18 protein-coding genes and 12 tRNA genes are annotated in these 15,994 nt (G+C 39.6%); 29 read left to right on the top strand and 1 reads right to left on the bottom strand.

Annotated features, from left to right (window positions below; translation table 11 throughout):
• The first annotated feature begins 217 nt into the window (after positions 1–217).
• The 16 genes from cshA (at position 218) to AMD01_RS21025 (ending at position 13,813) form a co-directional block, all read left to right on the top strand.
• Entirely contained in the window at positions 218–1,720 is a 1,503-nt protein-coding gene (gene cshA / locus AMD01_RS21100; RefSeq protein ID WP_053403433.1) for a degradosome RNA helicase CshA, read from the top strand.
• A gap of 133 nt (positions 1,721–1,853) precedes the next feature.
• Positions 1,854–2,819 carry a UV DNA damage repair endonuclease UvsE gene (gene uvsE / locus AMD01_RS21095; protein ID WP_053403432.1) on the top strand — a complete coding sequence of 322 codons (966 nt, stop codon included), beginning with the start codon at positions 1,854–1,856 and terminating at the stop codon, positions 2,817–2,819.
• Between the two features lie 42 nt (positions 2,820–2,861).
• Complete coding sequence (acpS, locus tag AMD01_RS21090; protein WP_053403431.1) at positions 2,862–3,227, top strand: holo-ACP synthase; 366 nt, start codon at positions 2,862–2,864, stop codon at positions 3,225–3,227.
• A gap of 115 nt (positions 3,228–3,342) precedes the next feature.
• On the top strand, positions 3,343–4,347 hold the full coding sequence (locus AMD01_RS21085) for a LolA family protein (RefSeq protein ID WP_053403430.1): 1,005 nt from the start codon (positions 3,343–3,345) through the stop codon (positions 4,345–4,347).
• Positions 4,348–4,465: 118 nt separating this feature from the next.
• Positions 4,466–5,632 carry an alanine racemase gene (alr, locus tag AMD01_RS21080; protein WP_053403429.1) on the top strand — a complete coding sequence of 389 codons (1,167 nt, stop codon included), beginning with the start codon at positions 4,466–4,468 and terminating at the stop codon, positions 5,630–5,632.
• 189 nt (positions 5,633–5,821) lie between these two features.
• Positions 5,822–6,103, top strand: coding sequence for a CopG family ribbon-helix-helix protein (locus AMD01_RS21075; RefSeq protein WP_053403467.1), 282 nt, complete (start codon positions 5,822–5,824; stop codon positions 6,101–6,103).
• Positions 6,104–6,108: 5 nt separating this feature from the next.
• Positions 6,109–6,459 carry a type II toxin-antitoxin system PemK/MazF family toxin gene (locus tag AMD01_RS21070; RefSeq protein ID WP_053403428.1) on the top strand — a complete coding sequence of 117 codons (351 nt, stop codon included), beginning with the start codon at positions 6,109–6,111 and terminating at the stop codon, positions 6,457–6,459.
• Positions 6,460–6,692: 233 nt separating this feature from the next.
• Positions 6,693–7,526 (top strand): STAS domain-containing protein, encoded by an 834-nt coding sequence (locus AMD01_RS21065; protein ID WP_053403427.1) that lies wholly within the window; start codon positions 6,693–6,695, stop codon positions 7,524–7,526.
• On the top strand, positions 7,523–7,879 hold the full coding sequence (locus AMD01_RS21060; RefSeq protein WP_053403426.1) for an STAS domain-containing protein: 357 nt from the start codon (positions 7,523–7,525) through the stop codon (positions 7,877–7,879). The genes AMD01_RS21065 and AMD01_RS21060 overlap by 4 nt, the downstream gene beginning before the upstream one ends.
• Positions 7,880–7,882: 3 nt before the next feature.
• On the top strand, positions 7,883–8,284 hold the full coding sequence (locus AMD01_RS21055) for an anti-sigma regulatory factor (RefSeq protein WP_053403425.1): 402 nt from the start codon (positions 7,883–7,885) through the stop codon (positions 8,282–8,284).
• A 13-nt stretch (positions 8,285–8,297) separates the two neighbouring features.
• On the top strand, positions 8,298–9,308 hold the full coding sequence (locus tag AMD01_RS21050) for a PP2C family protein-serine/threonine phosphatase (protein ID WP_053403424.1): 1,011 nt from the start codon (positions 8,298–8,300) through the stop codon (positions 9,306–9,308).
• A 58-nt stretch (positions 9,309–9,366) separates the two neighbouring features.
• The gene (locus AMD01_RS21045) at positions 9,367–9,699 is read left to right on the top strand and encodes an STAS domain-containing protein (RefSeq protein ID WP_053403423.1); all 333 of its coding nucleotides are present in this window, start codon (positions 9,367–9,369) and stop codon (positions 9,697–9,699) included.
• Positions 9,696–10,181, top strand: coding sequence for an anti-sigma B factor RsbW (gene rsbW, locus AMD01_RS21040; RefSeq protein ID WP_053403422.1), 486 nt, complete (start codon positions 9,696–9,698; stop codon positions 10,179–10,181). The genes AMD01_RS21045 and rsbW overlap by 4 nt, the downstream gene beginning before the upstream one ends.
• Positions 10,147–10,941 carry an RNA polymerase sigma factor SigB gene (sigB, locus tag AMD01_RS21035; protein WP_053403421.1) on the top strand — a complete coding sequence of 265 codons (795 nt, stop codon included), beginning with the start codon at positions 10,147–10,149 and terminating at the stop codon, positions 10,939–10,941. Before rsbW ends, sigB begins: the two co-directional genes overlap by 35 nt.
• Positions 10,941–11,540, top strand: a complete 600-nt coding sequence (locus AMD01_RS21030) for a PP2C family serine/threonine-protein phosphatase (protein ID WP_053403420.1) — start codon at positions 10,941–10,943, stop codon at positions 11,538–11,540. The genes sigB and AMD01_RS21030 overlap by 1 nt, the downstream gene beginning before the upstream one ends.
• Before the next feature lie 107 nt (positions 11,541–11,647).
• Complete coding sequence (locus AMD01_RS21025) at positions 11,648–13,813, top strand: Tex family protein (protein WP_053403419.1); 2,166 nt, start codon at positions 11,648–11,650, stop codon at positions 13,811–13,813.
• Between the two features lie 27 nt (positions 13,814–13,840).
• On the opposite strand, the gene cmpA is transcribed toward AMD01_RS21025, so the two are convergent.
• Positions 13,841–13,954: a cortex morphogenetic protein CmpA gene (cmpA, locus tag AMD01_RS24320; RefSeq protein WP_157052811.1), complete on the bottom strand. Its 114-nt coding sequence runs from the start codon at positions 13,952–13,954 to the stop codon at positions 13,841–13,843.
• 121 nt (positions 13,955–14,075) lie between these two features.
• Between cmpA and AMD01_RS21020 the strand changes: the two genes are divergently transcribed.
• The 13 genes from AMD01_RS21020 (at position 14,076) to AMD01_RS20960 (ending at position 15,862) form a co-directional block, all read left to right on the top strand.
• Positions 14,076–14,528, top strand: a complete 453-nt coding sequence (locus AMD01_RS21020; RefSeq protein ID WP_053403418.1) for a SprT family protein — start codon at positions 14,076–14,078, stop codon at positions 14,526–14,528.
• 123 nt (positions 14,529–14,651) lie between these two features.
• Positions 14,652–14,726, top strand: a tRNA-Asn gene (locus AMD01_RS21015).
• A 3-nt stretch (positions 14,727–14,729) separates the two neighbouring features.
• Positions 14,730–14,820, top strand: a tRNA-Ser gene (locus AMD01_RS21010).
• A 10-nt stretch (positions 14,821–14,830) separates the two neighbouring features.
• A tRNA-Glu gene (locus tag AMD01_RS21005) sits at positions 14,831–14,905 on the top strand.
• A 23-nt stretch (positions 14,906–14,928) separates the two neighbouring features.
• Positions 14,929–15,004, top strand: a tRNA-Val gene (locus AMD01_RS21000).
• A 10-nt stretch (positions 15,005–15,014) separates the two neighbouring features.
• Positions 15,015–15,090, top strand: a tRNA-Asp gene (locus AMD01_RS20995).
• 38 nt (positions 15,091–15,128) lie between these two features.
• A tRNA-Gln gene (locus AMD01_RS20990) sits at positions 15,129–15,203 on the top strand.
• Between the two features lie 4 nt (positions 15,204–15,207).
• Positions 15,208–15,280: transfer RNA gene (locus AMD01_RS20985), tRNA-Lys, on the top strand.
• A gap of 17 nt (positions 15,281–15,297) precedes the next feature.
• A tRNA-Leu gene (locus AMD01_RS20980) sits at positions 15,298–15,380 on the top strand.
• Positions 15,381–15,393: 13 nt separating this feature from the next.
• Positions 15,394–15,477, top strand: a tRNA-Leu gene (locus tag AMD01_RS20975).
• 107 nt (positions 15,478–15,584) lie between these two features.
• A tRNA-Arg gene (locus AMD01_RS20970) sits at positions 15,585–15,661 on the top strand.
• Between the two features lie 37 nt (positions 15,662–15,698).
• Positions 15,699–15,775, top strand: a tRNA-Pro gene (locus AMD01_RS20965).
• Between the two features lie 13 nt (positions 15,776–15,788).
• Positions 15,789–15,862 (top strand) — tRNA-Gly (locus AMD01_RS20960).
• Positions 15,863–15,994 lie beyond the last annotated feature (132 nt).

Raw genomic sequence — 15,994 nt, 5'->3', positions numbered from 1 at the left:
TTTTACAAGTGTATACTAGCCTTGCACATATCGGTTTATTATATTGCAAATAGCTATGCTAAGTGGTAAGATAGAATCTAAGTGTTTTTAACACCCATAGCCCGTTTTTCAAAGAATGTATGTATCCAGGGGCGTTCCATTTGTTGAAGGGAATGCTCTTTTTTATAAGAGTACGAAAATAGAAGGAAAGTTTTAAAATAGAAGGAGTTTGAAATAATTGACATTATTTAATGAGTTAGGAATTAGTAGTGAAACGAAAAAAGCAATTAGTGCAATGGGATTTGAAGAGGCTACACCGATCCAAGCAGAAACAATCCCATTAGCGCTAGAAGGCCATGATGTGATTGGTCAAGCACAAACAGGAACTGGTAAAACAGCAGCATTTGGTATTCCATTAGTTGATCGTATTGATACAAACCAAGATAAAATTCAAGGTTTAATTATTGCTCCAACTCGTGAGTTAGCAATTCAAGTATCAGAAGAGCTTTATAAAGTAGGGAAATTCAAACGCGCGCGCGTTTTATCTGTATACGGTGGCCAAGATATCGGACGTCAAATTCGTTCATTAAAGAAAAAACCACATATCATTGTGGGTACACCAGGTCGTATTCTAGACCACATTAATCGTAAAACTCTACGTTTACAAGACATCCAAACAATCATCTTAGATGAAGCGGATGAAATGCTAAACATGGGATTCATTCAAGATATCGAAAAAATTCTTGAAAACTTACCAGAACAACGTCAAACATTATTGTTCTCTGCTACAATGCCTCCACAAATTCAACGCATTGCTGAACGTTTCATGCATGAGCCTAAAATTGTGAAGATCAAAGCAAAGGAAATGACTGTTCCACATATTCAACAGTACTATTTAGAAGTACACGAAAAACGCAAGTTTGACGTGCTTACTCGCCTATTAGATATCCAGTCTCCAGAATTGGCAATCATATTCGGCCGTACAAAACGTCGTGTCGATGAGCTTTCTGAAGCATTAAACCTTCGTGGATATGCAGCAGAAGGGATTCACGGTGACTTAAGTCAGGCAAAACGTATTTCTGTATTGCGTAAGTTTAAAGAAGGAAACATTGATATCCTTGTAGCAACAGACGTAGCAGCACGTGGATTAGATATTTCTGGTGTTACACACGTATACAACTTTGATATTCCTCAAGATCCTGAGAGCTATGTTCACCGTATTGGACGTACAGGTCGTGCGGGTAAAAAAGGTCTTGCGATGACATTCGTAACACCACGTGAAACAGGTCAACTGAAAAACGTTGAAACAACAACAAAACGTAAAATGGACCGTATGGAGATCCCTTCAGTAGATCAAGCTTTAGAAGGTCAACAACGTCTAGTACTTGATAAGATCAAAACAATTATCGAGAACGAAAACCTTACGTACTATAAACAAATTGCAGATGAGCTTCTTGAAGATCATGATTCTGTATCAGCTGTAGCTGCTGTAATCAAAATGCTTACAAAAGAACCTGATACAACACCGGTTAACTTAACTTCAGAGCCTCCAGTAGTTTCTAAGAGAGAGAAGCGTAACCAAAAAGGTTCTGGTTCTTACAAAACTTCTGTTCGCAACAACAGAAAAGACCGCGCTCCACAAGGTAAGCGTCGTAGCTCAAACCAAAAAGACCGCAGTAAATCTTACCGTGGTAACAGCAACAACAGCAATAGCAACAGTAACTACAACAAAAACAACTAATAGTTGAACAGAAGAGCCAGGGCGGTGTCGCCTTGGCTCCTTTTTCGTGATGATAGGAAAGTTCGAAACGCACGTCGTTAAAAGTAGTTCTTCAGGGCACAATAGAAGAAGTGTAAAAAACGAGGTGCTAATAATGACAATTGTGAAATTAGGGTATGTAGCCATGAGTATGAATGTTCAAAACAGCTCGCCGTCTCAGACGATGACGGTGGCTCAATTTCAACGAATTCAAGATCGTGAGGCAGCTATTCATAAACTCGAGCGCATTGCTCTTTCGAATTTGGATAACTGCTTAAGATTACTGAAATACAATAAATTTAACGATATTGAGTTTTTTCGTTTCAGCTCTCGTCTTATTCCGTTGGCCAACCATGAAGAAGTAGGGGATTGGAATTACATACTACCTTTAAAAGAAAAGCTGAAAGAAATACGTCGTTTTTTAGATAAGAATCCGTCACGAGTTGACTTTCATCCAGATCATTTTGTAGTGCTTAATTCAACAGATCCAAATGTGCTGAAACGATCCTTGCATACACTTCAGATGCATCAACGATTGTTGAAAGGGATGGGAATCCCACCTCAGCACCGATGTGTACTACACGTTGGGGGAGGATATGGCGATAAAGAAAAGGCGCTTGAGCAATTTATTCATAATTTTGGCTTCGTTCCTACAAGAATACAAGAAATGATCATGCTCGAAAATGATGATACCGTTTTTAATGTGAAAGAGACTCTTTACTTGTGTGAAAAGCTTTCGATTCCTTTAGTATTTGACCTTCACCATCACATGGCTAACCATGAAACGGAAGATTGGCAAGAGGACTGGGAGCGAATCGTAAATACATGGTCAAATTCTTCTTTACCAATTAAAATGCATATATCGAGCCCGAGAAATGAGAAAGAGTTTCGAGCTCATGCTGACTATATTGATGTGGAGATGTTCATGGGTTTTTTATCTGCTATTAAGAATAGCGTTCCTGAAATTCATTGTATGATTGAAGCGAAAGGAAAAGACAATGCACTCTTAAAGCTAATGGAAGATTTAAAAGCATATCCGGAGATTAAAATGATCAATAACGGGAGCTTTTCAATTCAGTAAGACCAAAATGTTTCTCGTGGAACATTTTGAGGGGAGGATAAAATGATAGTTGGAACAGGAATTGATATGGCGGAACTCAAACGAATCGAAGCCGTACTTACAAGACATAAAGCATTTAGTCAACGAATTTTAACGGAAAATGAGCTGAGTAAATACAATTCTCTTTCACCCAAGCGAAAAATCGAATATTTGGCTGGACGTTTTGCAGCAAAAGAGGCGTTCTCGAAAGCAAAAGGAACAGGGATTGGGAAAGAGCTTAGCTTTCAAGATATCGAGACGGGTTATGATTCACTTGGAAAGCCGATTATTCTAAAGCCTAGGGATTTTAATCAAAAAATTCACCTGTCGATTTCTCATACGAAGGAATACGCATTAGCACAAGTAATTATTGAACGCTTGTCAAGCTAGTCTGCATATTCGCTTTCTTTTCCTCATATATTCATAGTGCAGAAGAAGAGACAAGGCATAGGAAGAATGCTCTTCACTAACACGTGAACGAATTGGGGTAAAGGGGTGGAAGAAATTGCGAAAGTTATTTATCGGTCTGGTATTTGCTATTCTGCTTATTGCGTTAGCAGGATGTGGAGAAAAGTCTAAAAAAGATGTGGTTGATTCCCTAGATGCAAAAGTAGAGCAAATGTCAGGGTACAAGGCCAATGCAAAAATGACGTTGAGTACAGGGAAAGGGACACAAGAATACAGCGTAGAGATTTGGCATAATAAACCTTCTTATTACAGAGTGAATTTGCAAAATGCGACGAAAGATCAAAATCAAATGATTCTGCGCAATGATGAAGGCGTATATGTGTTAACACCTGCGTTAAACAAAAGCTTCCGTTTCCAAAGCGATTGGCCACAAAACAGCAGTCAGGCTTACCTATATGAATCATTAGTACAAGATATTAAGAAAGATAAAAACGCCGAGTTTAAATCAACAAAAGACAATTACGTCTTTACAACCAAGACAAACTATCAAAACAGCGCGGTTCTTCCAAAACAGACGATTACGATTAGCAAAAAGGATTTAACGCCAAAGTCGGTTAAAATTATGGATACCGATGCGAATGTGTTAGTTAAAGTTACCTTTTCAAAAGTTGTAATGGATGCCAAGTTTGACAAAGGTGCTTTTGATACGAAACGTAATATGACAGGGGCAAAAATGGAAGTGCCGACAATGGCTCAGCAGTCTAAGAAGCCATTAGAAGTTAAATACCCACTTCAAACGTCTGGTGCGACGCTTGTAAATGAGAAAAAGTTAAAAACAGACAAAGGCGATCGTGTTATTCTATCCTATGGAGGCAAGAAAAAATTCACCATTATTCAAGAAAGAGCAGAGGTTGCACAAGTATCTTCTTCTACGTTTGTAGCAGGAATGCCTGTAGATCTGGGCTTTGCGGTTGGAGCATTGACGGATCATTCCTTAAGCTGGTCTTATGAAGGTGTAGACTACATGATTGCTTCAAAAGATTTATCTAAGAATGAGCTTCAAAATGTCGCTCGCTCTGTACAAGGACAGATGGTTAAATAGAGGTTGAAAATAACAGGCTCATTTTTTAAACGAGCCTGTTATTTTTCTTTGTATGTATTATACTGAAAGAATAGCATATTCTTTATAGTGGCTTGGAAAGAAGGAAGTGGATGTAACTATGGATGCATTTTATCGTGAAACTTGGGCAGAAATTAACTTAGATCATATTTTTTGTAACGTTTCTACTATTAAAGAAACACTGCCTCCGACAAAACAATTAATCGCAGTAGTAAAAGCCAACGCGTATGGACACGGAGATGTTCAAGTGGCAAGAACAGCTTTAGAAGCAGGAGCTTCTATGCTTGCTGTGGCAACGCTTGATGAAGCCATTTCATTACGTAAGAGAGACATTGAAGCACCGATTATTATTTTGGGTGCGGTACCGCCTCAATTTGTTTACTTAGCGATCAAATATAATATTATTCTTACTGTTTATAGCAGTGAGTGGTTACGTACTGCACAAAAAGTGGTTCCTAGAACCGAAGCTGTTCAATTTCATTTGAAGCTCGATACGGGAATGGGTAGACTAGGACTGCGAACAGAAGAAGAAATAGAGGAGTTTTTCACGCTGCTTCAAGAAACTCCGCATTTTAAACTTACCGGTGTGTTTACTCATTTTGCGACAGCAGATGAGCTTGATCAAGGATATTATGAACAACAATATCATCGTTTTCAAAAGCTTATCGGCTATATAAAAGAAAAAGGGATTGAACCTGGACTTGTTCATTGCGGAAACAGCGCGTCTCTTTTACGATTTCCGAATGACGAATTTGACGCTGTTCGCTTAGGGATTTCCATGTATGGTTTAACACCGTCTACAGAGATGAAATCACTCATTCCTATTCAACTTAAGCCTGCTTATTCACTACACACGAAAATCGTGCACGTCAAAAAGATCGAAAAAGGTACGTCTGTTAGTTACGGAGCTACTTATACGTCAGAGCAGGAAGAATGGATTGCTACACTGCCAATCGGCTATGCAGACGGATGGATGCGCCGTATGCAAAATTTCTACGTTCTTGTAGATGGACAGAAGTCACCAATTGTAGGGAGAGTTTGTATGGATCAGTGTATGATCAAAATTCCTTACGAGCTTCCGATAGGGACACAAGTAACTTTAATTGGTAAGCAAGAGGCAGAGGAAATTACAATGGAGCAAGTAGCGGATCATTCAAACACGATCAACTATGAAATTCCATGTGTAATTACCAATCGCATGCCAAAAGTATTTATTCGGAATGGTGAGCAAGTCGAAGTTTACAATGGCCTTAGTCACCTCGAATAAGTAGGTAACCATTAGAGGAATATAAACTTAATTCGCGAAAAATTTTCCTCGAAAATGCATAAAAACAATGACTCAATGACGATAATAGTTGAAGAATTGGCAGAATTCACTTTGCATCAGACCGCAACGATGGTATGATGAAGAAAGATAAAATAATGGTGTGTGTATTGATGGTGGAGGTGTATGTTTGTGTCTGAAGTTAGTGCAACTACAGAAATTTTAGTTCGTTTACCTCAAAGCTTAGTATCTGAATTAGATGTGCTTGTAAAGCAAGAGAACGGTAACCGAAGTGATTTTATTTATCAAGCAACGAAAATGTACCTTCGTGAGAGAAAGAAGCGTCATATCCGTGAAACCATGAAGCGTGGATATATGGAAATGGCAAAAATCAACTTAAATATTGCATGTGAAGCTTTCTTAGCTGAGTACGAAGCAGATCATACTGTAGAACGCTTAGTTAGCGGAGGGTAATTGAGTTGGTAGTCAAACGTGGTGACGTCTATTTTGCTGATTTGTCTCCTGTAGTCGGGTCTGAACAAGGAGGCGTACGCCCAGTACTTATCATTCAAAACGACATTGGTAATCGGTTTAGCCCTACAGTAATTGTCGCTGCAATTACTGCTCAGATCCAGAAGGCGAAACTTCCTACACATGTGGAAATTGATGCGAAACGGTACGGCTTTGAAAGAGACTCAGTGATTTTGTTAGAACAAATTCGTACAATTGACAAACAGCGCTTGACCGATAAAATCACTCATTTAGATGAGGAAATGATGGATCGTGTTGATAAGGCGTTGCAAGTCAGTTTGGGACTTATTGATTTTTAGAATTATAGTGATTCCATGGGAAAGTTGCTCAATTAGGGGCAACTTTTTTAATTTGACTGATAAAGAGTATTAACATTATATTGAAGATATGAACAAAAAATATTGGGAAATGCCTTTGTCTATATATTTGATAGTGAATATGAGATAATGAAAAGATACGATTAGATAGAAGGCTTATATTACGATCGTGACTCCAGCTAAGCCTAATTGTTTAATCGGCGAAGGAGGAAAACATGGGTTCATCATTAACGGACTTTATTGAGGATAATAGAGCTGCCATCTTTGAACAGTGGGTTGACGAAATGAAAGATGTGCAATCAGATCGAGCCGATAAAGTCATTGCAGACAATGTTTACAATAATATAAGTGCAGAATTTATTGAATTAATTTTATCTAACACGTTCCAAATGAACGCGAGCTTTGTAGCAAAGTTAGAAGATGTCATCGATCGAATTGTACGTTTAGGATGGCCTCTTACTTACTTAATAAGTGGTATAAATAAATTAGAGAGAATTATTTTTGATAAATATGTCGCTCAAGATAATGAAACATCCTATTTGAAAAAAGATTTATTTTATGAATTTGATGAATGGTTAACCCCTGTTAGTCATGAGATTATCGAGATTTACTCGCGATCATTGGAGAGTACCATTGGGCTTCAGAAAATGGCTCTTCAAGAATTATCAGCTCCGTTAATTCCCGTATTCGATAAAATTACGGTGATGCCGTTAATTGGTACAATTGATACAGAACGCGCAAAACAAATTATGGAAAACCTTTTGCAAGGTGTTGTGAAACACCGATCTGAGGTCGTTTTAATAGATATTACAGGTGTACCTGTTGTTGATACAATGGTTGCTCATCACATCATTCAAGCATCTGAAGCTGTTCGTTTAGTCGGTACGAAGTGCCTTCTTGTAGGCATTCGTCCGGAAATTGCACAAACAATCGTGAACTTAGGTATTAACTTAAATCAGCTTGTTACGAAAAACTCGCTGAAAAAAGGGATTGAAACAGCCCTTGAAATGACGAATCGCCAAATTATCGAAGTGGAGGAATTACAGTGAGAATCCCGATTTTAAAACTCCATGAATACTTATTAGTGTCTATTCAGTGGGAGTTAGATGATCAAACCGCTATTCAATTCCAAGAGGATTTGCTCAGCAAAATTCACCAGACGGGCGCCAAAGGTGTAGTTATTGATTTAACGTCTATTGATATGATTGACTCATTTATTGCTAAAGTATTAGGTGATGTAGTCAGCATGTCTAACTTAATGGGAGCTAAGGTTGTTCTAACAGGGATACAGCCGGCTGTTGCCATCACACTTGTTGAATTAGGAATTGGATTAAATGATGTTCTCACTGCGCTGGATTTGGAAAAAGGTCTAGAAAAACTCCAATCGGAACTGGGGGAATAGTAAATGGAATTCCAATCCTGCGTAAAAATTGTGACAGAATGGGACATCGTAGCAGCACGCCAACTAGGACGAAACGTGTCCAAAGAGCTAGGATTCGGTACAGTAGACCAGGCCCGTATTACAACAGCCATTTCCGAATTAGCCCGAAATATTTACTTATACGCTGGAAGAGGGCAAATTTGTATTGAGAAGCTCAACCAAGGAGGCAAAAAGGGCTTACTAGTGCTTGCTACTGATGAAGGTCCCGGTATTACAGACCTTCGGAAAGTGATGGAGGACGGTTATTCAACATCTGGAGGACTCGGAGCAGGTCTTCCCGGAGTAAGACGTCTTATGGATGAATTTGATATTCAATCTACCATTGGAGAGGGTACGAATATTAAATCGGTGAAGTGGCTCCGTTAGGAGGAACAATAGAATGGGTTCATATGAAGAAATGAAAGAGCTATATAAGGACATACTAGCAAATTACATCCAAACCCCAAACGAACAAATTTTATATCAAGGTCAAAAGCTTAGTCGGAAATCACTTGAGAACGAGATTTCCCCTGAAGATATTGTGAGTATGCACAAAGAGGTGATCGAAGACATCTATCCAGACGTTCCGGATCGTCTTCTCCATTCTCTTGATTTTTTACTCGAAGTCATGATTAGTTATGGACTAGCTCATCGTGAACATCAAACGCTTAAAAATAAGCAGCGCGAATTGCACTCGGAAATTGAAGTGGCAGCGAACGTTCAACAAACATTGCTTGGTACGACAATTCCTGAGATTCCGTCTATTGAAATTGGTGCAGTTAGTGTCCCAGCTAAGCAGATGAGCGGAGATTACTATCACTTTGTGAAAGATGAAAATAATCATTTGAACATCGCTTTGGCTGACGTGATCGGTAAAGGAATTCCAGCAGCTATGTGTATGTCAATGATTAAGTACGCAATGGAAAGTTTGCCTGACTCTAGAAAAAACCCTAGCTATGTGCTTCAAAACCTCAATACAGTCGTTGAGCAGAATGTAGACCCGAGCATGTTTATTACCATGTTTTATGGGGATTATAACATTGAATCAAATACGCTTACGTTTGCCTCTGCAGGTCATGAGCCAGGCTTCTACTATGATGAAAAGGAAGATACTTTTCATGACTTAGAAGCGAAAGGACTTGTACTTGGAGTAGAAAGAAGTATCACGTATCAGCAATACATTCGTGAAGTGAATGTAGGCGACATGATCATTCTTCTTACAGACGGAGTAACGGAGTGCCGTAACGAAGAAGGCTTCATTGAACGTGAAGACATTATTGAACTTATTCGTAAATACATGCATTTGCCAACCCAAAAACTCGTTGATTCAATCTATAGAGAACTAGAACGACTGCAAAACTTCCAATTAAGGGATGATTTTACACTAATTGTTTTAAAACGTTTAGTTTAAAGAGTAAAAAAATGGGGTAAGTAGGTCGTAGCACAATATCCGAGGGGGATTACAAGAGATGAACTTGACTATTGATATTAAAGAACATGCTAATGAGTATGATGTAACATTAGCAGGTGAAATTGATGCATATACAGCTCCAGAATTGAAAAAGCGCTTTATGGGTATTACTGAAAACAAAAATCCAAACATTACAGTAGACTTCACGCATGTTTCCTATATGGACAGTACAGGACTAGGTGTGTTTATCGCATTGCTAAAAGCAGTTAAGGCTAATGATGGGTCGCTTCAATTTGTGGGAGTATCTGACCGTTTAAAACGATTGTTTGACATCACAGGCTTAACGGAAATTTTAAACCTAAATTCCCAAGTAGAAGGTGGCGTAAAATGAAACAACCGTATGACTTTGTAGAGATGAAGATACCTGCAAAACCTGATTATGTAGCGATCGTTCGTTTAACTCTTTCAGGGGTCGCTAATCGTATGGATTTTTCTTACGATGAGATTGAGGACATGAAAATTGCAATCAGTGAAGCCTGTACAAATGCTGTTCAGCATGCATATAAAAACGCTGAATCTGGAGACATTCGAGTAGGCTTTGGTCTGTTTGAGGATCGTCTAGAGATTATGGTAGTAGATAGCGGCGAAAGTTTCGACTACGAAGAGTTAAAGAAAGAAATCGGACCGTACGAAGTGTCACAAGAAGTTGAATTTCTTCCTGAAGGTGGTTTAGGTCTTTATTTAATCAATACGTTAATGGATGAAGTAAAAATGTCTAATCATAATGGTGTTACCCTCATTATGACTAAGTATTTGCAAAGAGAGCAGGTGGAGAGTGATGAAAACCCAGTCTCAACCTTCGAAGCTAAATAAAGAGGAAGTTTTAGACCTCATCGAACGTTTCCAACAGACCCAAGATGAAGAGGCGCAGAATTTACTCGTTCTGAACTATCGAAATCTTGTGGAATCCTTAGCGAAACGATACTCAAAAGGAAGAGACCTTCATGAAGACATTGTTCAGGTGGGGATGCTTGGTTTATTAGGAGCCATTCGCCGTTATGACCCATCATTTGAGCGAAACTTTGAATCGTTTGCGATTCCAACCGTTATTGGTGAAATTAAGCGCTTTTTACGTGACAAGACTTGGAGCGTACACGTTCCTCGACGAATTAAAGAGCTCGGTCCGAAAATTAAGGCTGCAGTTGAAGAGCTGACAACATCTTTGCAACGATCACCTAAAGTGAAGGAAATTGCAATGCACCTAGATGTATCGGAAGAGGAAGTATTAGAAACAATGGAGATGGGTCAAAGTTATCAGGCCTTATCAGTAGATCACTCCATTGAGGCAGATTCAGATGGAAGCACCGTTACCATCTTGGATTTAGTTGGCCGCACTGATGATGGATACGAAAAAGCGAATCAGCGAATGGTTCTAGAAAAGATCCTTCATGTGCTAAATGAGCGGGAGAAAGAAATTATCCAATATACGTTTATTGAAAACCTGAGTCAAAAAGAGGCGGGAGATAAATTGGGAATTTCGCAGATGCACGTATCTCGTCTACAGAGAAGAGCACTTGAAAAGCTCCGAAACGCAGCTCGAACAGATTCGGAAAGCATGGAGTTCACAAAGTGATGTCACAGGCAAAGTCGTCAGGAGTAGAAATTCAAACGTATCAAGCGGCCAAAAAAGGAAATATTCATTGTGGAGATAGTTTTTATGTCACGGAAACGGATGACTATTTGCTTTGTGTAATGGCAGACGGACTTGGAAGCGGTGAGCACGCAATGAAAGCCTCACAAGCCGTAACCGATGTTGCTCGTCTCCATTCGGACGATGATGTAGAAGAGTTAATGCATAAATGTAACCAAGCGGTGTTGAATACTAGAGGAGCGGTCGTAGCTGTTCTTAAATTTTACAAACAAACAAAGCAATTTGTGTATAGCAATGTAGGTAATATCAAATTTTACTTATATTCACCAGAAGGAGCTTTGGTTTATCCTCTTCCCGTTAAAGGCTTTTTATCTGGGAGAGCACAGAAGTTTCAAGTTCAGCGGTTCCGCTACGAAGAAGGTTCTAGGTTCCTAATGCACACAGACGGTTTAGAGTTAAAAGAAGTGAAATCTCTTTTTACTAGAACGTATCTAATTGCAGGCATCTCTCAGCATCTTCAAAGTATGCTTCAAGATGGGAAAGATGATGTTAGCTATATTCTTGGTTCATTAATTGCTTAATTCTTCATCTTCACAAATAAATATAAAATCCTTTATGAACTCATATGCGTTTGCATATGAGTTTTTGTTACAATAAGGGAAAATGCAAGTGATTAGGAGAGATTAGTATGTCTTCAATAGATAAAGAAAAGTTACTAAAGCTCGTATCGAGTACGATCAATATTCCATTGCATCAAGTGAAAAATGTCATTGAACTCACAGAGGAAGGAAACACGGTTCCGTTTATCGCTCGTTATCGGAAGGAACAAACGGGTGCTCTAGATGAAGTTCAAATTCGAGATATTACGGAAAGCTGGAATTACTTAAACAATCTAGAAGCACGTAAAGAAGAAGTAATGCGTCTGATTGAGGAGCAAGGTAAATTAACACCGGAATTAAAAAAGCAAATTCAAGCTGCGTTAAAGCTTCAGCAAGTAGAAGATTTGTATCGTCCTTACAAGCAAAAGCGCCGCACGAAAGCGACTGTTGCGAAGGAGAAAGGATTAGAGCCATTCGCACAGTGGATTATGTCTTTCCCAAGAGAGTCTATACATAAAAAAGCCGCTCAATTCATTTCTGCTGATAAAGAAGTAGCGACAGAAGACGATGCGATTGAAGGAGCATTAGATATAGTAGCTGAACAAATTTCGGACGAGCCCTCCTACCGTCAGTGGATTCGCGATCGCTCATTCCGTAAAAGCATCATCTCCTCTTCTGTAAAAGATGCGGAGAAGGATGAGAAAAATGTCTTTGAAATGTACTATGCATACGAAGAGCCTATTAGCAAAATCGTTCCTCATCGTATTTTAGCCATGAATCGTGGAGAAAAAGAAGGTGTCCTAAAGGTTTCTGTAAAGGCACCTGTTGAAGAAATTGTTGATTATCTGTCAAAACGAATAATCAAATATAAAAACTCGGAAGTAGCGCCGTATCTTCAAAAAACGATTGAGGATGCTTACAAACGTTTAATTGATCCTTCAGTTGAACGAGAGATACGCAAGGAACTAACGGAGAAGGCAGAAGAGAGAGCGATTCATATCTTTTCAGAGAATCTGCGCAATTTACTTCTGCAGCCACCTTTAAAAGGAAAAATGGTACTGGGCGTTGATCCCGCTTATCGTACGGGCTGTAAGCTTGCTGTAGTTGATGAAACGGGTAAAATGTTACACATTGATGTCATTTATCCGCATACGGCGCCAAATAAATTGCCAGAAGCAAAGGAAAAGTTCCGCATGATCATTGCGAAGTACCATATTGAGATGGTGGTCATTGGGAATGGAACGGCTTCAAGAGAGACAGAACAATTTGTTGTGGATATGTTAAAAACGATTGAACGAGAAGTGTTTTATTTAATTACGAATGAAGCAGGGGCTAGCGTGTATTCCGCATCTGACCTAGCACGTGAGGAATTCCCTGAGCTGCAGGTAGAGGAACGCAGCGCAGTATCAATTGCAAGACGTATACAGGACCCACTAGCTGAATTAGTAAAAATTGATCCAAAATCCGTTGGGGTAGGTCAGTATCAGCACGACGTATCACAAAAACAGTTAAATGAATCATTAGGATTTGTTGTTGAAACAGTTGTAAACCAAGTAGGCGTGAATGTGAATACGGCTTCTGTCTCACTTCTGCAGCATGTAGCAGGACTAAACAAGACAGTGGCGCAAAATGTAGTCAAATATCGTGAAGAGCACGGAAAGTTTTCAAGTCGGAAAGAACTAAAATCAATTCCGCGTCTAGGTGCTAAAACATATGAACAGTGTATTGGTTTTTTACGCGTGTTGGACGGGGAAGAACCGCTAGATCGTACTGGTATTCATCCTGAAAACTATGCAGACGTGAATAAACTTCTAACGAAATTAGATAAAGGTAAAGAAACGTTGGGGAAAGAAGAGCTTGCTCAAGCTTTAAATACCGTTAACGTGGATGAATTATCTGAGGAACTGCACATAGGGGAGCTAACGTTACGGGATATTTTAACTGATTTAGTGAAACCAGCACGAGATCCTCGTGATGAGCTTCCGCAACCTATTCTCAAAAAAGATATTCTTAAGCTAGAAGATTTAACAACTGGATTAGAATTACAAGGAACAGTGCGAAATGTAGTGGACTTTGGGGTATTTGTTGATGTTGGGGTGAAGCAAGACGGGCTTGTTCATATTTCAAAATTGACCAATCGTTTTGTGAAGCATCCTCTGGATGTTGTTTCAGTGGGAGATTTAGTCCAAGTATGGGTCGAGGATGTAGATGTGAAAAAAGGAAGAGTAGCCTTAACGATGCTTCCTCCAAAATAAATGATGACAAAGAAAGAAGCACTTTTTTTAGGAAAGGTGCTTCTTTCTATAAAAGTACCAGCATTGATTAAGTAGCTTGATTTGGTAACGATCTTTTTGATAATAAGCTCTCTGCAGTTGATTCATTAACCAGTTCGGCATATAATGACCTCCTCTAAAACTTTTTTATGAAAGTGAGGGAAGGGGATAGTATCAATTTTATGCGCAGAAAGCTAGTCATGTTCACAAGGAAATTTAATGTTAGATAGGAGATCGAGTAAGAGTGGATAATAAAGACTTACAGTCACTCACAGAGGAAATTTCAATAAAAGACTTTCATAAACCATTTGTTCATCAAGCATTTTTTAACAAACGCTTAAAAACAACAGGTGGGAGATATGATTTACAAACGCATAACATTGAAATTAATGAGAAGCACTTTCAAATGTATGGAATCAGTGAAGTTGAAGGAATTATTAAGCATGAACTTTGCCATTATCACCTTCACATAGAAGGGAAGGGGTATAAACATCGAGATCAAGACTTTAGGGAACTGCTTAAGGAAGTAAAAGCGCCAAGGTTCTGTAGATCAGTGAAAGCAAAAAGTTCAGTTCAATTAGTTCATGAGTATAGATGTTCAGCATGCCAACAAACTTATATGAGAAGAAGAAGAATGAATACAGATAAATATGTGTGTGGAAAATGTAGAGGAAAATTAATCAAAATAGATTCTTGACTAGGTAGTCAACTTATGATAAATTAATAAAGCCGTCGTTGATGGCACAAATGCTTTTTAAAAATATCTTGACAATTATATTGGGAAGATATAAAATAAAAAAAGTCTCATCAAGAATATTATTCCACAGTAGCTCAGTGGTAGAGCTATCGGCTGTTAACCGATCGGTCGCAGGTTCGAGTCCTGCCTGTGGAGCCATACGGGGAAGTACTCAAGAGGCTGAAGAGGCGCCCCTGCTAAGGGTGTAGGTCGCGTAAGCGGCGCGAGGGTTCAAATCCCTCCTTCTCCGCCATTTTTAAAATGGCCCGTTGGTCAAGCGGTTAAGACACCGCCCTTTCACGGCGGTAACACGGGTTCGAATCCCGTACGGGTCACCATTTATTTCATACATACTTATTACGGAGGATTAGCTCAGCTGGGAGAGCACCTGCCTTACAAGCAGGGGGTCGGCGGTTCGATCCCGTCATCCTCCACCATTTATTATTAGGTCCCGTGGTGTAGCGGTTAACATGCCTGCCTGTCACGCAGGAGATCGCCGGTTCGATCCCGGTCGGGACCGCCATGCATATTTTATCTCGGATAGGATATCTTAAATATTATTGGGCTATAGCCAAGCGGTAAGGCAACGGACTTTGACTCCGTCATTCGTTGGTTCGAATCCAGCTAGCCCAGCCATTGTGAGCCATTAGCTCAGTTGGTAGAGCATCTGACTTTTAATCAGAGGGTCGAAGGTTCGAATCCTTCATGGCTCATCATTTTCATTTCACACGCGGGTGTGGCGGAATTGGCAGACGCGCTAGACTTAGGATCTAGTGTCTTTACGACGTGGGGGTTCAAGTCCCTTCACCCGCATCTCATTTTATTCGCGGTCGTGGCGGAATGGCAGACGCGCTAGGTTGAGGGCCTAGTGGGTGAATAACCCGTGGAGGTTCAAGTCCTCTCGGCCGCATTTAAAAAAACTTTTAAAGTTTTTTAGAAAAAGTGTTGACACGAAATGATGGAAATGGTAAGATAATTAAGTCGCCAAAACAAGACGACAACAACAAAATAAAACATGCGCCCGTAGCTCAATTGGATAGAGCGTTTGACTACGGATCAAAAGGTTAGGGGTTCGACTCCTCTCGGGCGCGCCATATTAATTTTAAAAACGTCATATATTTTGATGTATGACGGGAAGTAGCTCAGCTTGGTAGAGCACTTGGTTTGGGACCAAGGGGTCGCAGGTTCGAATCCTGTCTTCCCGACCATTTAAAATAATATGCGGGTGTAGTTTAATGGTAAAACCTCAGCCTTCCAAGCTGATGTCGTGGGTTCGATTCCCATCACCCGCTCCAATTAATATATGAACCTTGAAAACTGAACAAAACAAGCAAAAACGTCAACGTTTTGAAAGTAAGACAACAAATGAGCAAGTCAAACATTTCTTCGGAGAGTTTGATCCTGGCTCAGGACGAACGCTGGCGGCG

The sequence above is a fragment of the Priestia koreensis genome (assembly GCF_001274935.1).
GTDB lineage: Bacteria > Bacillota > Bacilli > Bacillales > Bacillaceae_H > Bacillus_AG > Bacillus_AG koreensis.
Note: the sequence above shows the minus strand (reverse complement) of the source record. Positions and strands in the feature narration are given on the sequence as shown.